The organism is Sphingobium sp. JAI105, assembly GCF_015752145.1.
GTDB lineage: Bacteria > Pseudomonadota > Alphaproteobacteria > Sphingomonadales > Sphingomonadaceae > Sphingobium > Sphingobium xenophagum.
Window position 1 is genome coordinate 376,448 of the sequence record NZ_JADOUC010000001.1, and the last position, 21,509, is coordinate 397,956.

Here is a 21,509-nt window from a genome sequence, read left to right on the forward strand (position 1 = left end):
GGGCGTTCACCGGAGTGGCTCTGGAGAGACTGGGAATCGCCAACTTGCTCTTGCGTCGTGGTATCCTCGGATAAGCTGGCACCTTGCTATTCCGACCAGACGAAGCGCGCGCCGTCGCTGTCGTCTGGCATGGGGCCGGGACTGTCGGCCCGGATATCCCCGGTCTGCGGATCGATGCGCAGGAAGCGGTTGGTGGCCAATGACATCAGTACCAGTTCGCCCGTCGGCGTTTCAATCCATTGGAAATTTTGCGCCGTGCCGGACCGCCCGGTCCCCAGCGTCACCCCTCCATCCTCAGCGACCGTGACATAGCGCCCGCCCCAACGCAGAGCGACGCGGCCCAATTTGCGGTCGACGACCTCGAACCGCGTCGGGACACCCGACGCCAGCCGGTGCCCATTGTCGGCCGCCAGCCCGGTCGTCGCGCGAAACGACGTCAGCCGGATCGATCGGCCATAGGGAATGGGGCGCATCAGGCCGTGGGTATGCGGTTGATGGACGTCGATACTGTCGAAATCGGCATAGCCGCCCTCGGCGCCGGTCTTGTTGTAGTTGAACAATCCATAGCGAACGCCCTGGAAGGTGAAGGTCTGGTAGATCAGCGCAACCTCGTCACCGATAGGGGTAAAGGTGACGCCGTCGAACGAGAAGCTGAACCGAGCCTTTTCGGTGAGATAATCGCAATCGGCCCGCAGCCAGATGCGCGTCCCGGCCATCTTCACCCGCGCCGACTGGTCGCGGCGCTGATCATAAAAGACGACGTCGAGGCCGTCGGCCTGTTTTTCGACGCCCAGGGTCGCATAGGGCAGATTGAGCAGGCCCAGCCCGGCTGTGTCGCCTGGCTTCAGGCCCGACGCATCGAGCAGGACGGTGGGCGTCGACATCGGTCCGATCGCCCGCTGCGTCAATGTATTGCGCGCGTCATAGAAACTGGTCGCCGGCAGGGCGTGGAGCCGCAGGAAGCCAGGCCGCTCCGACAACGACCATTTGCCGTCGACCGGGACATGGTTCCACTGCCATAGGGGCTGGAGCTGCCGTGCCGAAAAATCATCGCTACGCTGAAAAGGCACGCGCACTGGCTGTCGCTTGGCGGTCTTCGGCTTCACCCAGGTTCTCGGCGTACGCGTTAGATTACCCGGCAGGCCGAAATAGGGCCAGCCGTCCTTCCAGGTGATCGGAGACAGGCTGAGCAGGCGCCCGATGGAATTGAAATCCATCATTGAAAAGCCCCACCATTCGCCCGCAGGCGTATGGACGATGCCCCCTTGGTGCAGCGCCAGACTATGTTTGGCGACGGGGTCAGGCCCCCAGGTCTTGAACGGCGGCTTGGGCGTAGCCAGGCGAATGCTTGACGCCATGCCGAAATCCTCGTGCTGGCTGATCGATCGATGGACCTCATAAGGCCCCAGCACATGATCCGCCCGCGCCGCCGGCATGCGAAAACCGCCGGAATAATTAGCGCTGATGATGTAATATTTGCCATCGATCTTATAGAAATGCGCGCCCTCACCCATTCCGGCATCGGTGGAGAACAGGGTGCGCTCGGTGCCGGGAACGATGTCGGTCAGGTCATCGGTAAGCTGCGCCAGCCGCATATCCTTGTGCCCCCAGACGACATAGGCCTTGCCATCGTCGTCGAACAGGACGGACAGGTCGTGAAAGCCGCGCTTCATCGGCGTACGCGTCCAAGGCCCCTTCGGATCGGTGGCCGTGAACATCTGGGTCATCTGCCCGTTGATGTTCGAGAAGATGTAGAATTTGCCTTCATGGTAACGGAAGCACGGCGCCCAGATACCCTGGCCGTAGACGCTTTTGCCGTCCTCCAGCCGGAAAGCCGGGCCGAGGTCGATCTTGTCCATGGCATAGGCGACAAATTCCCAGTTAACCAGGTCCTTCGAGCGCAGGATTGGCAGGCCCGGCATGGTGTGCATGGTGGTGCCGGTCAGATAGAACCAGTCGCCGACGCGGATCATATCCGGATCAGAAAATTCGTCATAAAACAAGGGATTGGTGAAGGTGCCGTTGCCGTTATCCGGCGTCCAGGTCGCAGTCGACATGCCGTGGGAGGCGCTCGCCATTGGAGCGCCCCGATTCTGCGCAAATGCCGGCGCCGCGCAGGAAACCAGTGTCAAGGCCAAGCATGACACCAGCCCGGATTGAATAATTCTGGATGGTTTCGACCCAGGCCGCATGGTGCTTGCCTTTTTTGCGCCTTGGTTCCGCATCTGCGCCTGGGGAGCCGCAGCGAAGGGGTGATAACGGTCAGCGTCAGCGCGATGCCCGCCTTCTAGGACAATATGGTGGTTCATCAGTGCAATCCCGTCTGTGGTTTATTCGAGTGATTGAGGCGGTGGTGCCTAGGCAGAAGGCCGGCCATGGCCATCAGGCAAAGTCGACCTTGAACACGCTGGAGTGCCGGGTGGGCAGCTTCTCGGGTAGCTCGATCACGAGCGCCTGATCGGCCTGGCGAAAGCGCATTGGGCCGGGATGTCCGAGCAACCGAACCTGACGCACCCGTCGGCGTTCGTGCAGATTTCCCAGGGCCAGCGAGCGTATCTCGACTGTGCCGGAAGGCTCGCCGAGCGTGAGGGCGTAGAGCGCGTCCCTGACGGTCGTGAACCGGATGTCCTTCGCGGTATAGGCGGCGTCTTCCTTGAACGCCCCAGCGGCGGTCTCGGTGGGTCCCTCGCCATGGATTTTCCAGGGCCGGGTGCCATGGATCGCCTGCGAATTCACCTTCATCCCGGCCGCGAGTTCAGTTACCAGCTGTTCGGATTGCGGGGGCAGGCTGCCATCGGCACACTGGACTATGTTGAGGAGCAGGTTGCCGTTCTTGCTGACGATGTCGGCCAGCATGGAGACGACCGTATCGGTCGTCTTGAAGCCGTAGTTCTCATTGTAGAACCAGTCGCCGTTTGAGGTGTCGGTCTGCCAGGGCAGGGGGCTGATTCCGTTGAGGACGCTTCGCTCGACGTCCTGCACGGCGGCTCCCAGATGGAACTCGCCGGAGCCCAGATCCTTGCAGTTGTAAACAGCATCGACTTTGCCGCCGCGTATGCTGTTGTTGTAGAAGCGCGCAACCAGCGTCCGCCCCACTTCGCCGAATGGGAGCCCGCCATCGGAGTAAAGCAGGTCGGGCTGATAGGTCTCGACGAGATCGGAAATGCGGTCGAACCAATGGCGCTGGAATTTCGGGATGGTCGTGTACCAGGTGCCCGACTTGTTCAGGAACGGTTCGTCGCGATTGTCATGGTAGAGGTCGGCATAGCGGGGGTTCGCGCCGTCATAGTCGATGCCCAATTTCCGCCAGAACTGATCGTAGAGATGGTTACTTGCGTCCAGTTGTCGCGAGCCATTGGAGGCTGGCCCTTGCGCTCGCGCTGTGGAATGCACACCGAGTGCGGCGGCGACCGGCGCGACCATTATCTCGCGCTTGCTGAACGTGACCACCTACCTTCTCCCTTGAAACTTTGATCTTGCGCGCATCGCTTTGTAAACATCGACCCGAGACATCAGCTGTCAGAAAAAGACCGATTCGCATCCATTAACTCAGACAAATTCCATAAATTTGCCGGCAAGTCCACAATTCGTCGAGTTTAGATTGTCGCTAAACTCGTTGTTTTAAAGGGATTATAGCGCTAATGCTCCAACCCATCTTGCTGGAATCCCGACTACGACGGAACAATCCAAGTCGTAACATTTCTGAAAAAATGCGCGCGAGGCGCCTTGGCCGCCGGGAGCAAATGGCGGAGCTTGGTCAGGCCGCGTAAGCGCGCGCAGCAGATCAGTTCATTCGCCGCCGCGCCGACATGGCCTGGCGGCGGATTGGTCAATGATAGATCGAGAATCGCGGGAGTGGATTGGTGGAGCAGGGACGGCATGTGAAGCGCGGCTCGCACGCATCGACATTGAATCGGTTGGTGGACCGGCGGGCATGCTCTATCATGCCGCTGCCGACCGAGAGGGCCCTTAGCCGCATATGAAACAGGCCATGCACGATCGCGTCGCAGCCGCGACCAAACTGCCTTCTATGGCGATGCCAGACGCCGAGTTCGCGCCGCCCTGGAGAGGAACCCGGCGCACGATGATTCTATCGATGATCGTGACGATATTGATCTGGACGGTGGTGGGTCTTTTTCAGGCCGTGCCGGAGGTGTTCAATGGTTTTGAATGGCGCCTCTTTGTCTCACATATGATTGATGCCTGGACCTGGGCGTTGCTCACGCCGGCGGTCCTGCTGACCGATCGTAAATTGAAATCGTCGCAGCAAAATGCGGCGAAGCTGTTCCTGATCTATCTGTCGCTGAGCATTCCATTCACCCTGATCCATACGTACCTTACCGGCCTGTTTCTCTATCCAATCCCCGACATACACTGGAACCCGCTGCGGGAGGCGCAGTTCGGGATCTATTTCTTTCTGGGCGGCTGGATGACCTATTGCGCCTTTGTCGGCATTTTGCAGGCGTTCAACTACTACAAGCGGTTCCTGACCAGCCAACTCAAACTGGAAAGAGCCGAAAAGCGGTTTGTCGAAGCTCGCCTGAACATGCTCCGCCTGCAGCTCGAACCGCATTTCCTGTTCAACGCGCTCAACGCGATATCGTCGCAGGTCGTCGTCAATCTGGAGTTGGGCCAGGAGATGATCGAGGATCTGGGCGCGCTACTCAGGGGGTCGATCGATTGCCAAAGCAGTGCGGAGATTACGCTCGCACAGGAATTGGCGATGCTCGATCATTATCTCGCGATTCAAAAGCTCCGCTTCGGCGACCGGATCGACATCCGGATCGATGCCGATCCGGCAACGCTTTCGGCCATGGTCCCCTCTCTGCTGCTCCAGCCGCTCGTCGAAAATGCGATCCGGCACGGAATCGAGCGCCGGGTGTCGGGCGGGACGATCGCGATTTCGGCACGTCTCGCGGATGACAGGTTGCAGATCGATGTGCAGGACGACGGTGTCGGGCTTCCCCCCGATTGGCGGATCGAGACGTCATCGGGGCTGGGCCTACGGGTGACACGCGAACGGCTGGAAATGCTTTATTCCGAAGCCGGCGAACATCACTTCAACGTCTCGCCGCGCCAGGGCGCCGGCACGCACGTGGCCATCCAAATTCCCCTGCACACGATCGGAGGCGAGATCGATGAAAGCGCAACTTAAGCCGATCTGCGCACTGGTCGTGGATGATGAAGCGCCAGCGCGGCGGCGGCTTACCGACCGGCTCGCGAAGGATTGCGACATCGGTCAGATATTGGAGGCCGAAAATGGCCTAGAGGCGATTACGCTGATCCAGCAGGCCAAACCCGACATGGTATTCCTCGACGTGCAGATGCCCGAGATTGACGGCTTGGGCGTCATCGATGCGGTGGGGCTGGATGAGATGCCGTTGACCGTGTTCGTCACGGCCTATGACCAGTTTGCGCTCAAGGCGTTCGAAGCCGACGCGGCCGACTATCTGCTCAAGCCATTCGGCAATAAGCGCTATGAACGGACGATGAAGCGGGTCAAGAAACGTTTGCATGATCAGCGATCGAGCAGTTCCGACGGCTCCGGCTCGTTCGGTCCGGAATTGCTCAAACTTGTCGCGATGCGCTCGAGGCCGGGCGAGATCTGGGACTGGATTGTCATCAAATCCGGCGAAAATTCCCGCCTTATCATGACACAGGATATCGACTGGGTCGAAGCGGCTGGGGTATATGTGAAGGTGCATGTCGGGGGCGAAGAATTCCTCTACCGTTCAAGCTTGACCGCGGTCGCGAGCCGGCTTGATCCGTTTCGATTCGTCCGCATTCACCGCTCGAGCATCGTCAATCTCAGATCGATCGAACTCCTCGAACGCCGTTCGCACGGAGATGTCGCAGTTTTGCTCAAGAACGGTACTCATCTCATGATGAGTAGGAGCTATCGTACCGACGTTGAAGCGATGCTGGGGCAGAACCTCTGATAATAATGTGGTGATTCGGCCGACTGAGCGGGCGGAGCAGCCCGTTTCCGCTCACCGGCTCCATTTCGTGGCCATAATTCTCCAGTCCGAAACAATTTTCGGCAGGGTGTTTTTGTTCAGGTATAGCCCCGGGAAGAACTCGCACATCAGTGCGCAACGGTAGCGACCGACATGCTTGGGGGTGGATGAATGAAATTTTGTAGTCGAATGCACAGGCGTGTGCTGTTGTCCGGTCTGGTCGTGCTCGGCCTGACTGCTTGCGGAGGCGGAGGCGGAGGTGGAGCCCCGACGCCCACGGTGATTTCCGCACCCGCGCCGACACCAAGTCCCACACCAACGCCGACGCCGACGCTTGCGGCGGTCACCACGGCGGATCTCGGCAAGGGCTGGAACATCGGCAATACGCTTGAGTCGCTCAACAATTATGCCAAGTACTACACGACTTCTCAGGAGACTGTGTTCGGCAACCCCGCGGTAAATCAGCAATTGCTGAACTCCGTCGCCGCGGCTGGATTCAAGAGCGTGCGCATTCCCGTCGAATGGGCCCAGTATATGGACGCATCCGGGGAGGTCGCCCCGACCTGGCTCGCCCGGGTCAAGGAAGTCGTCGACATGGCCCGCAACGCCGGGCTTTACGTCATCATCAACCAGCACCACAGCAACTGGTACACGCCGACGGCCGCGAACCAGGCCGCCGGCAACGCAGCCTACACCAATCTGTGGACGCAAATCGCGAACCATTTCAAGGATTACGACAACCACCTGCTGTTCGCCGGCACCAACGAAATTCATGTCGACTATGGCGTGCCGTCGCAGGAAAACTGCACGGTCCAGGCGGGCTTCAACCAGGCCTTCGTCAATGCGGTCCGCGCAACCGGAGGCAACAATGCCTCGCGAACGCTGGTGTTTCAGGGGTATAACACCAACATCGACCACACCATCAGCGTGTGCGGAGCGCCCATCCCAACCGATACCGTGAGCGGCCGGCTGATGATGGAGTTCCATTACTATGATGGTTATAACTTCACTCTCAATGCCGACAGCGCCATCTGGCAGTGGGGTTCGATCGCGACCGATCCCGCAGTACGGGAAGCGTGGGACAATGAAGCACGTGTCGACAGCCAATTCGCCAAGGCGAAGGCCGCCTATACCGACAAGGGCATCCCCGTCATCATCGGCGAATATTGTGCCATCTCGAGGACCGAATATGATCCTTCGCTGAAGTACAGGGACTATTGGACCCAGTACGTCACCGCATCCGCGATCCGGCATGGCTTCGCACCCTATTATTGGGACACCGGCTCCTACCCCAATCACACATGCGGGCTGTTCAACCGCACCACGGGCGCCGACTTTAATCCGTCGACGATCGCCGCGATTTTCCCGGCGCCATAGCGGTGGTGGTAGCGGTTCGGGCAGGTGATGCGCGCCGCGGGTCCCCGGTCGAAGTTCCTTGGCCTGCCCTCTGCTTCCATCGACACCCATACCGAATAAGGGAATTCGAATGAGATCGCACGTGCCGCCAAGCATGACTTGTATCTCGGCTTCAGGGGGTCCTTCGGAACGGCGCGCTTCGTTCTTGACCTGGGTTGTCCGCAGCGTCGTGCTGCTATGCACCGCGATGCCTGCCGCCCTGCTGGCTGCTGACCCTGAACCCGGCGCCAATCCGGTGCTGCGCGATGTGTTTACTGCCGACCCCGCGCCGCTGGTCGTCGACGGCACAGCCTATCTCTACGTTGGCCATGACGAGGCCAAGGGCGACGACTTCTTCCTTATGAAGGAGTGGCTGTGCTATTCGTCCAATGACCTGCGCCACTGGACCGCCCACGGTCCCATCATGAAGCCCACCGACTTCAAATGGGCCGTGAGTTCCGCTTGGGCCGCACAGGTGGTGCGGAATAAGGGCCGCTATTACCTTTACGCCACCGTGAAACACGACGACAAGCAGCCCGGCATGTCCATTGGGGTCGCGGTGGCCGACAACCCGTCGGGCCCATTCAAGGATGCGCGCGGATCAGCACTGATCACCGATGCCATGACGCCCAGCCCTTATGGCTGGAACGACATCGACCCAACGGTCTTCATCGATGACGACGGCACTGCCTGGATGGCCTGGGGCAACCCTGTGCTTTACTTGGCCCGGCTCAAGCCGAACATGACCGAGCTGGACGGCCCCATCCAGAAGATCGCGATGCCCAACTACACCGAGGGGCCGTGGCTGTCGAAGCGCAAGGGCATCTACTATATGACCTACGCGTCGATGGCGCACCAGAACGTCTGGGAACGCCTGTCCTATGCTACCGCGCCCAACCCTCTAGGGCCGTGGACCTATCAGGGCGAGTTGACCGGCCAGACCCCAAATAGCTACACCATCCACCCCGGCATCATTGACGGCTTCAAGGGCCAGTCCTACCTATTCTATCACAATGGCGGGCTGACCATGCCCGACGGCCAGACCGGCGCCGGCAACCGCCGCTCCGTCACAATCGACTATCTTTACTATGACGCCGATGGCCGTATGTGGCCCGTCACCCAGTCCGCGGCGGGCATCAGCACACCACCCCGACCGCCCGCTGGCAAGGTGCCCGCACCCGCAGATCCTGGCCGGTCCGACCCCCGCGTGGTCGTCCAGCAATTCGCTCAGGGCTATCCCGACACCTGGCCGGGCCGTCCGGCTCTGGCTTCGGTCACCCGGCCTTTCGATCAGGCGCCCGAGCCTATCGGCTTTAACGAAGGGGATGGCGGCAGCCGTCTGGCCCAGACCTTCGTGCCGCGCGCCGACATCACACTGGGCCGGCTCAGCCTCTACGCTGGCGACGGCCTCGGCACGGACGCCGCACACCCCTTGCTTCTGTCGCTACGCGACGTGGAGACCGGCACCGAACTGCTTGGCACAGGTCAGGGCCTCGCCATTGCCTACCGGCCGCAAGGGGCCGGCCTGCTGAGCTTCGATTTCAGCGCTCATCCGCCTATCGTCCTGCGGACAGGTCGCCGCTACGCGCTGGCGCTTCAGGGCCAAAAGGGGGCGATGACGCTCTATCTGCGCACCAGCCGCGACGACGTCTATGCCGATGGCGAGGCCAGCATCGACGACCGGCCGCTGAAGGACCCGCAGGGCCGCACCGCTGACATCGCATTCGCACTGTACGCACACGATGCGCGCTGACCCTGCACATGTGGTGCATTCAATTCCGCAGGCGACCCGCCTCACTCGTTTCATACGGCATGCCGTCGTTCATGGGAGATTATCAATGCGCCTTCTAAGCTCCGCGGCCGCGATCGCCGCTGCCCTGATCCTGCCTGTCGCGACACATGCCGCCGATGCCCCGGTTCAGGTGACGCTTGATGCGTCCAAGCCCGGCACTGTAATTGACCGCAATATCTTCGGCCAGTTTGCCGAGCACCTGGGCAGCGGCATCTATGGCGGCATCTGGGTCGGTAAGGATTCCACAATCCCGAACACGCGCGGCATCCGCAAGGACGTCGTAGTGGCCTTGAAGGCGCTCAAGGTCCCCAACGTCCGCTGGCCGGGCGGCTGTTTCGCCGACCAATATAACTGGCGCCGTGGAGTGGGTCCTGAGCGCAAGCCGGCCGTCGGCGAGCCCAACACCTTTGGCACCGACGAATTCATGGACTTCGCCCATCAGATCGGTGCTGAGGCCTTTGTCTCGGTCAATCTTGGCTCGGGCACTGCAATGGAGGCCGCCGAATGGTTCGAATATATGACGTCTCCGACCGAAGGCTTGGGTGCCGAGCGCGCCAAAAACGGTCATCCGGAGCCGTATAAGGTCGCCGTCCTTGGCCTCGGCAACGAATCCTGGGATTGCGGCGGATCGATGTCGGCGGATTTTTACGTCAACGAAATGAAGCGTTTTTCGCACTTCGTCCACAACTTCAACCCCACCCCCAACCAGCCGATGAAGCGCGTGGCCGTCGGCCCGAACGGCGACGACACCAGCTATACCGAGGCCGTTATGAAGGCGTGGAGCGCACGTTCCTTCTCCTGGGATATCGAAGGTCTGTCACTGCATTTCTATGCGACGGGCGGCTGGCCGCCGCATTTGTCGGACACGGGCTTTGGCGAAAAGGACTATGCCGTCCTGCTGAAAGACTCGATCCGCCTGGACGGCATGATCAAGACGCATTCGGCGATCATGGACAAATATGATCCCGAAAAGAAGGTTGCCCTGGTTGTTGATGAATGGGGTTCGTGGCTGGCGCCGACGCCGGGCTCGAACCCGGGCGCCCTGGCGCAGCAGAACAGCCAGCGCGACGCCATGGTGGCCGCGCTCGGCCTCAACATCTTCGCGCGCCACGCCGACCGCGTCCGCATGGCCAATATCGCACAGATGGTCAACGTCCTGCAGGCCATGATCCTGACCGACAAGGACAAGATGCTGCTGACGCCGACCTATCATGTCTTCCACATGTACGTGCCGTTCCAAAACGCGACCTTCGTACCGCTGACCTTCGACGCCGGCGCCTATACGACCAATGGGGTCACCATTCCGCGCGTCGACGCTATCGCGGCCAAGGACAAGGTCGGCAAGATATGGATCGCCGTCACCAATATCGACCCGAGGTCGCCCGCCACATTCAACGTGTCACTCGCCGGTGTGAAAGCCAAAAAGGCTTCGGGCCAAACCCTTTCGGCGCCGAAGGTCGACAGCGTCAACACCTTCGCCGCCCCCAATACGGTCGCCCCCAAGGCAATATCCGCCAAGGTCGCGGACGGTAAGATGACCATCACCGTCGCACCCGCATCGGTGACGGTGCTCGGCCTAGAATAGTCGAAGCGCCCAAGAGTGATCCGATACCGTTTCATAACCAACCAAGACCGCGATCTCGTTAAACACTGGGAAGAAAAATGAAGATTTCAGGAGCATTATTTGCCGCCCGCTGCCTATGTTCGGTGAGCCTGGCGAGCGTTGCCATGTTGGCCGGATGCGCCGGCGGCGGCGGGGCGCCTGCCGGATTATCCCCGTCATCCTTTGCGCCTTCAGATGGAACCTTTTACTGGAAATCAAGCGTACCGCTGATCGCTCCGCAAACTGACCCGACCCAGACCGTTTACGGTGTAAAGGATCCATCCGTCGTATTTGCGAACGGAAAATACCATCTCTTTATGACCACGGCCGGATCAAAGGGATGGGGCATCGCCTACACGAGCTTCGCCGATTGGTCGTCCGCATCGACGGCGCCGATAATTCCCCTCGACAAATCCCCGATAGGCCCTGGGTACCGCGCGGCGCCTGAAGTATTCTACTTTGCTCCGCAAAAGCTCTGGTATCTGATATTCCAGGGCAGCGATCCCTATTATTCCACGACCACCAACATCGATGATCCGATGTCATGGAGCCCCGCTCGCCCGTTCTTTGCCGCCAGGCCGGACATAATCAAGCCGCCGGCGGGGACGGGTTGGCTGGATTTCTACATTATTTGCAACGACACCAAGTGCTACCTCTTCAAGACCGACGATAACGGCCACGTCATGCGGTCGGAGACGTCGATCGATCAATTCCCCGATGGCTTCCACAATACCGTGATTGTCATCGACGAGCCCCGCGATGACGCATTCGAGGGAAGCAGCCATTATCGGGTCAAAGGAACCAATACATACCTTACGGTCGTAGAGGCGATCGGTCCGAAGGGGCGCTATTTCCGGATATGGAAAAGCGACGGTCTGGAAGGCGCCTGGGTGCCGCTGGGCACGGCCGACAAGAATACCATGGCGAATGCCGACAACGTGGAGAACATCTGGTCCGAGGGCGTTTCGCATGGCGAACTGATCCGGGACACGGCCGATCAGACCCAAGTCATTGATCCCTGCAAGCCGCTTCAGTTCCTGTTCCAGGGCAACGACCCGTCGGTACACACGTCCGAATATATCCGGATTCCGTACCGACTCGGCCTTCTGACAGCCAAGGGATCAAATCCGGTTACGGATATGTGCCGCAAATAGGGCTCTGTTGCAAACATTGGGGAGCGCCGAGCGGCACCACGCCTTTTGGGGGATCAGGCAGCATTGGCGAAATGCTGATTGAGCATAGTCATGGTTTCGGTCAGGGCTGACGGCCCAATTCCGAATGCTCTTTCAACTAGGCGCACCTCCCCCACGATCCCTGGCTGTAGGCACCATGGCCGAGCCTGCCCTTTGCGTAAGGCGCGCATGACCTCGAAACCTTTGATCGTTGCGTATGCCGTGGGCATCGACTTGAAGCCACGCACAGGCTTGATCAGTATCTTGAGTTTGCCATGGTCGGCCTCGAGCACGTTGTTCAGATATTTCACCTGCCGGTGCTCGGTTTCAGCCGCCAGTTTGCCTTCGCGTTTCAGCTCGGCGATCGCGGCCCCGTAACTTGGCGCCCTATCTGTGTTGAGTTTCGTCGGCTTCTCCCAGTCCTTCAGGCCGCGAAGGGCTTTGCCCAGAAAGCGCTTCGCGGCTTTGGCGCTCCGGGTCAACGACAGGTAGAAGTCGATCGTGTCGCCCCGCTTGTCTACCGCCCGGTACAGGTAGGTCCACTCGCCCCGCACCTTGATGTAGGTTTCGTCCAGGCGCCAGCTCGTATCAAAGCCGCGCCGCCAGAACCAGCGGAGACGCTTCTCCATCTCGGGCGCGTAGCGCTGCACCCAGCGATAAATGGTCGTATGATCGACATCGATCCCACGCTCGGCCAGCATTTCCTCGAGATCACGGTAGCTGATGCCGTATCGACAATACCAGCGCACCGCCCACAGGATGACCTGTCCGGTAAAATGCCGTCCTTTGAAATCGTTCATCGCAACTGACCCAGCCAATCCAAGTGTCCAATCTTGGTCGCCGCATCAATGTTTGCAACAGAGCCCTTGAACTCACGGCACATATAACGGCCCCGATCCCGGACGTCCTTGAAAAAGTGGTGGCAAAATGCTACCTCTTGATCTGGAGGTGACTCATGGCCCAGTCCATCAAACTTGCTGACGATATCATGAAGATCGTCCGCCGCGAGTCCGAGTTACAGAGCCGCTCGATTGCTGGCCAGATCGCGCATTGGGTGCGCATAGGCCGCGCCATCGAAAAATCGGGCAATTTCGATCATGCCCGCATCACCGCCGCGCTCGCTGGCAACATTGAGACAACCGACCTCACTGATGAGGAAAAGGATGTCTGGCTCGACAGCTTTGTCGAGAAGATGGGGCAGCCTGGGACCGATGAAGACGCTTTCTTTGCCCGGCGGCGGCAGCTTGGACTAGGTGTCGGTCTCGATGAGGGCGGCAATCTCGTGCGTGAGAAGGCCGCGCATAAGGCATGACGCCGACGATGATCGTGCTTGCCGGGCCGAACGGCGCCGGCAAGTCGACTCTCTACCAGACCCGTGTAGCACCAAGCTTCGCAGGACCATTCATCAACGCCGACATCATCCAGCGCGACGAACTGCGCGATCCCTCTCCAGCCGCATCTTATGAAGCAGCCAGGATCGCGTCTTCGCGCCGGGATGACTATCTTTCTCGAGGTCGGGATTTCGTGACCGAAACCGTCTTCTCGCATCCATCAAAGCTTGAACTGATCGACGAAGCACGAACCAAAGGTTTCACCGTCATCGTGATGCATGTCGGCGTCGAAACGCCAGATCTCTCTGTCGCGCGTGTCAGTACGCGCGTCGAGGAAGGCGGACATATCGTACCCGAGGACAAGATCCGCGCCCGTTACGAGCGTGGCGCGCCATTCATTCGCGCCGCAGTCCTTAAAGCAGATCGCGGCATGGTCTTCGACAATTCGCGCCTCAATCAGCCGCCCAGCCATTGCCTGACATTCGCGAACGGGCGGCTGGTCTTCGCATTGCCGCGCCTACCCGACTGGATCAGATCGGTATATGAAGCAGACTTGGAGATCTGAAGCCATGCGCGAAGGATGGTCGGCAGGCTGCCCGGTGCCAGCTAGGTAATCCGAGCCTACTCTTCATTGAGTGTCGTTTGCACAGCCGATCGCCCACCCTGCGTCCAGATGTCGAACGTCGACTGACCTTCCTCAGCCATCATCTGGATCACGGAGATTTCACGTTCTGCAAGGGGCCGCTGAAGTTCCGCATAAAGCGTCCGATCATCGAACCCCGCGCGCGCCGCAGCGTGCCGGTCCGTCGCGAACCGGACAGCTGAGATCCGCGACCAGTAAATAGCTGACATGCACATTGGGCATGGTTCAGAGCTTGAGTATAGAATGCAGCCATCGAGGAACGGCGCTTCGAGCGTCTTGCAGGCGCTTCGAATTGCAACGATTTCGGCGTGGGCGGTCGGATCGTTGTGAGCATGAACGTGATTGAAGCCTTCCCCGACGATGGCTCCTTCCTTCACTATCACCGCACCAAAGGGCGGTCCCGAGCCCTGCGAAATTGCCTCTTGAGACAGGGCGATAGCTCTTGCCATCGCATCCTCAGGCAGAACCGGATTGACCATATTCTTCTCCGACCGAGGAATGGCTGCTGTCATTGTGCGCCCGGCCAATAATGTGAGTTCGGCAAGGGGCGGGGGCCAAAGATTGCCTGTCCCACTCGCACGACCGTGGCGCCTTCCTCGATGGCGATTTCATAATCGCCTGACATGCCCATCGAAAGACCATGCCAGTCTTGGGCGGCGTCACCTTCCTGCAGTAGGCGCTGCTGAATAGCCCGCAGATCGCGAAAGCACTGGCGGATGCGGATGTCGTCATCGGAGAAGATAGCCAGCGTCATCAGGCCGCGCACACGAAGAGCGGTCAAGACAGGCAATGCTTTCGCAAAGGCCATCACCTCTTCCGGCGGCAACCCGAACTTGCTGTCCTCGCGCGAGGTGTTGACCTGGACGAACACGTCAAGGCCTTGCCCTGCCGCCTGAAGCCGCCGGTCGAGCGCTTCGGCGACGCGCAGGCTGTCGAGCGCCTGAAACTCGCTGGCGAAGCGGGTGAGATATTTGACCTTGTTGGTCTGCAAATGGCCGATCACGCTCCACCGCACAGGCAGGTCGGCCAAGGCTTCCGCCTTGCCGCGCGCCTCCTGCACCTTGTTCTCGCCAAAGCAGTCGAGCCCGGCGGCATAGGCTTCGCGCACGCGTTCCGGCGGCAGCGTCTTGGTAACCGGTAAGAGCCGCACGGAAGCGGGATCGCGACCTGCGCGGAGGCAGGCCGCCTCGATCCGGGCATGAACGCGCGCGAGATTTGAGGCGATGTCGCCGCTCATGCGTGTGCCTCTATGGTTCCAGCGGGAAAGCGGCGGTGAGATCGCGCACCTGTCGCTGCGCTCTGTCGATCACCGCGCCATCCGGTGTGCGACCCTTGCGGGCGGCATCGAGCAGGGTGAGGATCATCTGTCCGATCAGCTTATATTCCGCCTCCCCGAACCCGCGCGTGGTGCCTGCTGGCGAGCCCAGTCGGATGCCCGAGGGGGCGGACGGGGGCTGCGTGTCGAACGGGATCGCATTCTTGTTGATGGTCAGCCCGGCGCTTTCGAGCAGGTCGGCGGCGCTTTGCCCGTCGATGCCGAACGGGCGCAGGTCGACGAGCTGCAAATGGCAGTCCGTGCCGCCGGTGACGAGGCGTAGCCCACCATCGGCCAGCACATCGCCCAACATGCGGGCGTTATCGCGGACCCGCCGCGCATAATCTTCGAACGCAGAGGTTCCGGCCTCACCAAAGGCGACGGCCTTGGCAGCGATGACCTGCATCAGTGGCCCGCCCTGCATACCGGGAAACACCGCCTTATCGATCTTCCTGCCCAGTTCCGGGTCGTTGCTGAGGATCACGCCGCCGCGAGGGCCGCGCAGTGTCTTGTGCGTGGTCGAGGTGACGACATGGGCATGCGGCACAGGATTGGGATAGAGCCCGGCAACGATGAGGCCGGCATAATGGGCGACGTCGGCCAGCAGCCAGGCCCCCACGTCATCGGCAATGGCGCGGATCGCGGCAAAGTCGATTCGGCGCGGATAGGCTGATCCGCCCGCGATGATGAGACGAGGGCGGGTTTCGCGCGCGACGCGGGCGAGATCGTCAAGGTCGATTCGCTCATCGTCTTGCCGGACCTTGTAGCTGGCCGCGTTGAACCAGCGGCCCGAGATCGTCACCTTGGCGCCGTGTGTCAGGTGCCCGCCGCAGGCAAGATCGAGACCGAGGATCGTATCGCCCGGCTTCAGGAGCGCGAACGACACGGCGAGGTTGGCGCTCGCCCCGCTATGCGGTTGCACATTGGCCCAGTCGGCCCCGAACAGCTGCCGCAGCCGGTCGATCGCGAGTTGCTCCACCGCGTCGGACGGTCCGCAGCCGCCATAATAGCGCCGCCCCGGATAGCCCTCGGCATATTTGTTGGTGAAGATCGAACCTTGCGCCGTCCTCACCGCGCGGCTGGCGAAGTTCTCGCTGGCGATCAGTTCGATGCAGTCTTGCTGGCGCTGGCGCTCTTGTTCGACAATGGCAAACAGGTCCGGGTCCGCGCTGACGATGGCGCAAGGAGAAGGGCAGGGGATTCGGGGGTCATGGCCGCAACTCCTTTAGCCATTGGGAGAACATCAGGCGGCCCCCATCGCGCAGCGGCGCTCCGTAGCGCGCCGCATCTGTACGTAGGACGCTGGGATCGAGGCCTGCTGTCGCAAGTTCGCAGGCATGGCCGATCAGCCAGCGTTCGATCCGCTTGGCATCCGCTTCCGGGTGAAATTGCAGGCCGAGGATGTTGGGACCGAGAGCAAAAGCCTGATTGGCACAGGCCGGAGTTTCGGCCAGCTTCTCGGCTCCGTTCGGAATGGCGAAGCTGTCGCCATGCCAGTGCAGCACCGGCACATTGGCGAGACGGGCGAGGGGGCCTTGCGCTCCGGCCTCTGTCAGAGTGAGCGGTGCGAAGCCGATTTCTTTCTCATCGCCGGGGGCGACACGTGCGCCGAGCGCCGCCGCCATGAGCTGCGCGCCCAGACAGATGCCAAGCGTGGGCCGGTTCGCTGCCAGCCGGTCCTTCAGCAACGCGATTTCGTCGATGAGGAAGGGATAGCTGCTCGTGTCGTACACCCCGACCGGCCCGCCCAGCACGATGACCAGATCGGTTTTCACCGGCTCCAGTGTCCAGAGTTCGTCGACGCCAATATCGTAGTAGTGCAGCCTAAATCCGGCCTCGACGAGTGGTTGTTCGAAGGTGCCAAGATCCTCGAACGGTACATGCCGGATGGCGACTGCGGTTTTCAGCATTGGTGCCCTCTTTAAAAGTCAGGCTGGTCATAGGCGTAAACCGGCCTATTAGGATGATCCAGTTTTAAAATATTGCTTGGGCCGGATCGTGCGCAACCTGACTATCGAACTTGATCCTCGTTCTGCACGGCCTCCTTATCTCAAGGTTGCCGACGCCGTGATCGCTGCGATTGAGGCAGGGCGATTGAAACCTGGCTCGCGCCTGCCGGGCACGCGGGCACTGGCGAAGGTGCTTGGCCTAAACCGCAACACGGTGGATGCAGGCTATCAAGAGGCAGTGGCGCAAGGGTGGCTGGTGGCGGAGCCTTCGCGAGGCACCTTCGTTGCGCGCAATCTGCCCGACATTGGTGTGGGCTGGCCTACGGTTGTCGAAGCGAACCCGCAGCTAAAGGGGAGCCGGACTGAAGAGAGCGCAAAATCACTCTTGTCCTTCAGCGATGGGGCTGCCGATCCCCGACTGCTTCCGACTGCGGCGATGGCGCGGGCTTTCCGGCGCGGGCTTATCCGTAAGAAGGCACTGTCCTCGCTCGGCTATGATGATCCGCGCGGGACCACTGCGCTTCGCAAAGCGTTGACGACGCATCTCGCCGCCGAGCGTGGCCTGTCTTTCGCATCGCATGACCTGATGGTGACGCGAGGCAGCCAGATGGCTCTGTTTCTTGCCGCGCAAGCCATTGCCGTTCCTGACATGGCGATTGCCGTTGAGAATCCTGGTTACCCGCTCGCTGTCACCGCGTTCAGGGCTGCCGGCGTACGGGTCGTTCCGATCGAGGTGGATGAGGGGGGCATGTCCATCGACGGGCTCGAAGGGGCACTGGCGCGTGATCCGTCGATACGGGCCGTTTATGTTACGCCGCACCATCAGTATCCCACCACCGTCACCATGGGCGCCGCACGGCGCCTCCGCCTGATAGACCTCGCTCGCACCGCACGGCTGACCATCCTCGAAGACGATTATGACCATGATTATCGGTTTGAAGGAGCCCCCATCCTGCCAATCGCGGCTCGGGCCGCAGGCGAAGCCGTCTACATCGGATCGCTGTCCAAGCTGCTCGCTCCTGGAATCCGGCTGGGCTATGTCGTCGCTCCGCCCGATCTGGTGGCGCGCATGGCTGTGATCCGGGAAGCAATCGATCGGCAGGGCGACGGTCCGCTGGAGGAAGCCGTTGCGTTGATGATCGAGGACGGCGAACTCGCGCGTCACGCCCGCAAGGCGCGACGCATCTATCACGCACGCAGGGATCATCTGGCGGCACGGCTGCGCAGTGCTCTGCCGGACGCGCTGGCCTTCGACGTTCCGCGCGGCGGCCTGGCGCTATGGGCACGGATCGTTGACAGCACCGATCCCGAGCGCTGGAGCAAAGTGGCAAGCGAACTGGGGTTATCTCTGACGCCAGCAGCACAGCATAGCATCAATGGACTCGGACCTGCGGCCTTCCGCCTCGGTTATGCCAGCTTGGATGAGCCGGAAATTGACCAGGCTGTCGAAATTCTCAAGATAGCCCATCTGCGGACCTGACAAATGACCGGTAGCTGTTCGGCCACCCCGCTACCTATCCCCTTCGCTCAATCCGAAAACGTTGGGGGGTCGCACCTGCGGCCTCGCGAAATTTCGTCGCGAAATGACTTTGGCTCGAATAGCCAACGGCAAATGCGATCTGGGTGATCGTCATGTCGGTGCTGAGAAGAAGAATTTTGGCACGCTCGATCCTTCTGGTCAGGACGAACCGATGCGGCGGGACACCCATGGATTGGCGGAAGGTCTCCCCAAAGTGATGCAGGCTAAGTCCGGCTATGCTGGCCAGCATTGCCAAGCTGAGATCGTCCGCAAGATGAGCCTCGATATAGTCGATCACCTGCCGTAATCGCGCCGCCCCCAATCCGCCTTTGATTGGTCGGGGCTGCCATTTTGCGTCGCTGTAATGGCGATAGAGATGGACGGCGACCAAAATGCCCAGATGCTCTGTCACAAGCTTGCTTCCATCGGCAGCCTCGCCAACTTCATCGCGTGAGGCCCGGGCTGCTGCGAGGAGGCGTTCGTCTCGAACTGCGACTAGCGTCTCCAAGCTGGAGCTGTTCCTCCCGAATGTCTCCTCACCGATCCTGTCGATCAATGCGGGCTCCAGCGCCATTCCAAGAATGAACGGTCGTTCGTGCCATCTTTGAAAGAACGGCGTGTTCCCAGGATTGATATGAACATCGCCAAATTCCACGCGGCGTGTTTGTAGACGGTCGCTTCCCGGCGGACACCATTCCATGTTGAAAGGCTCCCCCTTGTGAACGACGACGGATGGCTGCGTGGCGCCCAGCAGAACGCCTTCTGAGGGAGCCAGAAAGCCTCGCACAATATGAAGATCGCTTTGGGATAGACGCCTTTCGACCGACAGGCGTTCGGTACTTAGCGGATAGGAAAAATCGACCAGTTCAAGAGCGCTTTCGGACTCCCGCTGATGAATTGAAGGATTATCGACGGATTGTCCCACTCCCATGGCACACACCGTTAGCGGGTCAGAAAAAATTCAACCGGGACGATCAATTCAAATCTGTCACCGGGCTTGTTCGCCGGAGGCGCAGGGAAGGGTTGGGAACGTTTCGGGAGTGACACAGCCTCCCGATCGAGGTCCGGAAATCCAGAGCTCTGCTCGAGCTGAGAGAAAATCACCTTTCCCTGGCGGTTTAACACGAACCGGATCCACGGCACCCCTTGTTGACGCCGGAATTCAGCCATGCGTGGATAGCGGCGGTGCTTGATCAGCTGGGCAAGAACCTCGCTTTCCCATGTGTCGGGCTTTTGGCCGGGGTGTGAGAGTGGCGGCGGAGTGGAGACAGGTTTCGGGGAAGGGGCAATATCCGCAGGCGCCGGGGTTGCCGACGAAGGCTGATTGTCTTTACGCGCGACGGGCTCGAGAGAAGAGATCGGCAAGTGTGCCTGTTCTTGATCGGCGGGAGACTGCGGCTCGGCTGCTTTCTTTCCGGTTTCAGTGGGCGGTTCCCTGGGAGGCTCCGGAATAACCTCGTCTGGTATGGATACGGCCTTGAGCTCGACGACCGTAAGAGCCGGTGCCCGTGCCTCGACATGCACGGCCGTGCGGATCGTTATGAAAAATCCGCAAGCGATGATGATATAGACTAGTCCGGTCAGCGCGGCCCCTTTAACGCGATCTCTCGCGTTGGCCCGATACCCCGTATAGCGGTTATCGCCGCCATTTTGTCGGAACATGGCTTTCATGCTGCGCGCGCTCGTCTCGAACGTCGCTTGCGCTGCCAGATCAACAGGCCCGTGATCGACAAGATGACTGTACCGATGCCGGTAAGGGCGACGATGATCCTGCCGGGCAATCCTGCGATCTTGCCTCCATGCAAAGGACGGGGCAAATCGAGGAGCCTATCGGCAAGGGTGCCCGAAAATGCTTCGCTTCGCCCAAGAAATTCGCCAGTATTTCCGTCAATATAGAGGGTCGGCGCTGCTATCCCATTGTCTCGGGATGCACGGAAGCTGATGGCGTAAATCCCTGTATCAGGATCGAGCGAGCCGGACGTGGCCGTTACCTGTCCGCCAAGCTCCGATCGCATCCGCATCTCGGCAATCGGTACGACATCACGGAAGGCGAGCCGGATTGCCGCTGGTCTTGTAAGCCCAGCGTGCTCGCGTTCCTCCATCGGCGAAAGCGTGATGGAAGAAAGGCTGGCAAGTAGCGGACGCACGGTGAAATCACCGACCCTGAGGTAGAAGCCCGTAGCCGCCATCATCAATAACAAGGCCCAGAGCCAGAGACCGCCGGCCCTGTGCGCATCAACAGTGCGACGGTGACCGCCGGCACGTGATTTCATTCGCCACGATTTTGTCCAGCCACGCCAGAACGGTCGACGCGCCGGAAAGGTGAGTGCGAGGCCTACGAAGCAGTCGCCCGCCCAGATCGCCGCTAACAGGCCAAGAAACCATCCAGAAAGCCCAGAGGGAAGAAAGAGGCTATAATGGATTTCGTAGACCCACGGCACGAAATGGCGTCGATCCAGCGTGAACGCCCCCCAATGCCGCTTGCCCAGGATCGCGCCCGAACCCGGATCAACATAGACTTGATTATAGCCGAGGGCGCCGTCGTTCGGTGTTCTCGGTTTGACGAAATAAAGCGAGGCTCGTCCCGGTATCGCCGCGAGTTGCGCGAAGGTAACGCGGCCGCGCGGGTCGTCCGCCTGGATTCTGTCTATGACGTCATAGGCCGACACAACAGCGCTTCCCGGACGCGCGAGGCGCAGGTCTGGATTAAGTGCGGTGTCGATTTCATCGGTGAAGGCGATCACAGCCCCGCTGGCTCCCGCCACAATCAGAAAGAAGGCGAGAGCCAGACCGGCATATCGATGCAATCTGACCAGGAACGGCCGCAACATGG

The 21,509-nt window shown here is 60.5% G+C and carries 19 protein-coding genes; 9 read left to right on the forward strand and 10 right to left on the reverse strand.

Translation table 11 applies throughout. The features are described from left to right. Positions 1–86: 86 nt before the first annotated feature. Both IWY39_RS01645 and IWY39_RS01650 read right to left on the reverse strand, forming a co-directional pair. On the reverse strand, positions 87–2,057 hold the full coding sequence (locus tag IWY39_RS01645; RefSeq protein ID WP_196871318.1) for a glycoside hydrolase family 43 protein: 1,971 nt from the start codon (positions 2,055–2,057) through the stop codon (positions 87–89). Between the two features lie 325 nt (positions 2,058–2,382). After that, the gene (locus IWY39_RS01650; RefSeq protein WP_229380699.1) at positions 2,383–3,450 is read right to left on the reverse strand and encodes an alpha-L-fucosidase; all 1,068 of its coding nucleotides are present in this window, start codon (positions 3,448–3,450) and stop codon (positions 2,383–2,385) included. A 541-nt stretch (positions 3,451–3,991) separates the two neighbouring features. Here IWY39_RS01650 and IWY39_RS01655 point away from each other — a divergent pair. The 6 genes from IWY39_RS01655 (at position 3,992) to IWY39_RS01680 (ending at position 11,901) form a co-directional block, all read left to right on the forward strand. Then, positions 3,992–5,155, forward strand: coding sequence for a sensor histidine kinase (locus IWY39_RS01655; protein WP_181316796.1), 1,164 nt, complete (start codon positions 3,992–3,994; stop codon positions 5,153–5,155). Next, positions 5,139–5,939, forward strand: coding sequence for a LytR/AlgR family response regulator transcription factor (locus tag IWY39_RS01660; protein ID WP_107125536.1), 801 nt, complete (start codon positions 5,139–5,141; stop codon positions 5,937–5,939). Before IWY39_RS01655 ends, IWY39_RS01660 begins: the two co-directional genes overlap by 17 nt. A 225-nt stretch (positions 5,940–6,164) precedes the next feature. Then, positions 6,165–7,334 carry a glycoside hydrolase family 5 protein gene (locus IWY39_RS01665; protein ID WP_229380700.1) on the forward strand — a complete coding sequence of 390 codons (1,170 nt, stop codon included), beginning with the start codon at positions 6,165–6,167 and terminating at the stop codon, positions 7,332–7,334. A gap of 184 nt (positions 7,335–7,518) precedes the next feature. Next, positions 7,519–9,105: a glycoside hydrolase family 43 protein gene (locus IWY39_RS01670; RefSeq protein WP_231377479.1), complete on the forward strand. Its 1,587-nt coding sequence runs from the start codon at positions 7,519–7,521 to the stop codon at positions 9,103–9,105. 85 nt (positions 9,106–9,190) lie between these two features. Continuing rightward, positions 9,191–10,729 carry an alpha-N-arabinofuranosidase gene (locus IWY39_RS01675; RefSeq protein ID WP_107125539.1) on the forward strand — a complete coding sequence of 513 codons (1,539 nt, stop codon included), beginning with the start codon at positions 9,191–9,193 and terminating at the stop codon, positions 10,727–10,729. A gap of 77 nt (positions 10,730–10,806) precedes the next feature. Beyond that, positions 10,807–11,901, forward strand: a complete 1,095-nt coding sequence (locus IWY39_RS01680; protein ID WP_229380702.1) for a non-reducing end alpha-L-arabinofuranosidase family hydrolase — start codon at positions 10,807–10,809, stop codon at positions 11,899–11,901. 53 nt (positions 11,902–11,954) lie between these two features. Here IWY39_RS01680 and IWY39_RS01685 read toward each other — a convergent pair whose 3' ends face one another. Beyond that, complete coding sequence (locus tag IWY39_RS01685; RefSeq protein WP_107125541.1) at positions 11,955–12,719, reverse strand: IS6 family transposase; 765 nt, start codon at positions 12,717–12,719, stop codon at positions 11,955–11,957. A gap of 155 nt (positions 12,720–12,874) precedes the next feature. Between IWY39_RS01685 and IWY39_RS01690 the strand changes: the two genes are divergently transcribed. Both IWY39_RS01690 and IWY39_RS01695 read left to right on the forward strand, forming a co-directional pair. Continuing rightward, a complete protein-coding gene (locus IWY39_RS01690) occupies positions 12,875–13,231 on the forward strand; it encodes a ParD-like family protein (RefSeq protein ID WP_107125542.1) in 357 nt (118 codons plus the stop codon). Further along, positions 13,228–13,815: a zeta toxin family protein gene (locus tag IWY39_RS01695; protein WP_107125543.1), complete on the forward strand. Its 588-nt coding sequence runs from the start codon at positions 13,228–13,230 to the stop codon at positions 13,813–13,815. Before IWY39_RS01690 ends, IWY39_RS01695 begins: the two co-directional genes overlap by 4 nt. A gap of 56 nt (positions 13,816–13,871) precedes the next feature. Here the strand turns inward: IWY39_RS01695 and IWY39_RS01700 are convergent, their stop codons facing one another. From IWY39_RS01700 to IWY39_RS01715, 4 genes are read right to left on the reverse strand one after another with little or no spacing between them, the layout of a single operon-like run. Next, positions 13,872–14,405, reverse strand: coding sequence for a nucleoside deaminase (locus IWY39_RS01700; protein WP_231377480.1), 534 nt, complete (start codon positions 14,403–14,405; stop codon positions 13,872–13,874). Then, positions 14,402–15,130: a YggS family pyridoxal phosphate-dependent enzyme gene (locus IWY39_RS01705; protein WP_107125544.1), complete on the reverse strand. Its 729-nt coding sequence runs from the start codon at positions 15,128–15,130 to the stop codon at positions 14,402–14,404. Before IWY39_RS01705 ends, IWY39_RS01700 begins: the two co-directional genes overlap by 4 nt. A 10-nt stretch (positions 15,131–15,140) precedes the next feature. Further along, positions 15,141–16,409 (reverse strand): serine hydroxymethyltransferase, encoded by a 1,269-nt coding sequence (gene glyA, locus IWY39_RS01710; protein ID WP_107125545.1) that lies wholly within the window; start codon positions 16,407–16,409, stop codon positions 15,141–15,143. Positions 16,410–16,416: 7 nt separating this feature from the next. Then, the gene (locus IWY39_RS01715) at positions 16,417–17,118 is read right to left on the reverse strand and encodes a glutamine amidotransferase (RefSeq protein ID WP_107125546.1); all 702 of its coding nucleotides are present in this window, start codon (positions 17,116–17,118) and stop codon (positions 16,417–16,419) included. 88 nt (positions 17,119–17,206) lie between these two features. Between IWY39_RS01715 and pdxR the strand changes: the two genes are divergently transcribed. Continuing rightward, entirely contained in the window at positions 17,207–18,637 is a 1,431-nt protein-coding gene (gene pdxR, locus IWY39_RS01720) for a MocR-like pyridoxine biosynthesis transcription factor PdxR (protein ID WP_331274468.1), read from the forward strand. A gap of 34 nt (positions 18,638–18,671) precedes the next feature. On the opposite strand, the gene IWY39_RS01725 is transcribed toward pdxR, so the two are convergent. From IWY39_RS01725 to IWY39_RS01735, 3 genes are read right to left on the reverse strand one after another with little or no spacing between them, the layout of a single operon-like run. Next, entirely contained in the window at positions 18,672–19,607 is a 936-nt protein-coding gene (locus IWY39_RS01725) for a helix-turn-helix domain-containing protein (RefSeq protein ID WP_107125547.1), read from the reverse strand. Between the two features lie 11 nt (positions 19,608–19,618). After that, a complete protein-coding gene (locus IWY39_RS01730) occupies positions 19,619–20,347 on the reverse strand; it encodes a TonB family protein (RefSeq protein ID WP_107125548.1) in 729 nt (242 codons plus the stop codon). After that, positions 20,344–21,507: a PepSY-associated TM helix domain-containing protein gene (locus tag IWY39_RS01735; RefSeq protein WP_107125549.1), complete on the reverse strand. Its 1,164-nt coding sequence runs from the start codon at positions 21,505–21,507 to the stop codon at positions 20,344–20,346. The genes IWY39_RS01730 and IWY39_RS01735 overlap by 4 nt, the downstream gene beginning before the upstream one ends. Between the last annotated feature and the right edge of the window lie 2 nt (positions 21,508–21,509).